The organism is Vibrio sp. 1249-1 (assembly GCF_033340495.1).
Genome location: NZ_JAWOWJ010001232.1, coordinates 1 through 504, shown reverse-complemented (window position 1 = coordinate 504; position 504 = coordinate 1). Strand labels below are relative to the sequence as shown.

The following is a 504-nucleotide window of genomic DNA, read 5'->3' as shown; positions in this document are numbered from 1 at the left end:
GTTGATAGCACCCACGAACTGCGTTGGATCTTCCATCGAGCCGCGCTCTGCTAACATGGCTTGACCAAGTAGCACTTCGACCCAGCGGCCAAACGCTTCTTCATCCGCTTCATCCGCCATGCGCTTAACAAGTTCGTGCTCTGGGTTGATTTCAAAGATGTATTTCACTTCTGGCACAGCTTGACCTGCGGCAGCAAGTAGCTTCGCCATCTGAGTCCCCATCTCGTAATCATCCGTCACAACGACTGCGGGTGTAGATGCAAGTTTAAAGGTCGTACGCACGTCTTTCACGCGGTCACCCAAGTAAGACTTGGTACGCTCAACAACCGATTTGAACTCTTCTTCGGTTTCTTTTTGCTTTTCTTTATCGGCTTCGTCTTCAAACTTACTCAAGTCAAGGCCAGCTTTGGTAATCGATTGGAACTGCTTACCATCAAACTCAGTTAGGTAGTTCATCAACCACTCGTCAATGCGGTCGAACATCAGAATGACTTCGATGCCTTT

General features: G+C 48.6%; 1 pseudogene. It reads right to left on the bottom strand.

What is annotated here, in order from left to right:
• Positions 1-504 (bottom strand): annotated as a pseudogene (locus R7Z50_RS31435) (molecular chaperone HtpG); the annotation flags it as partial.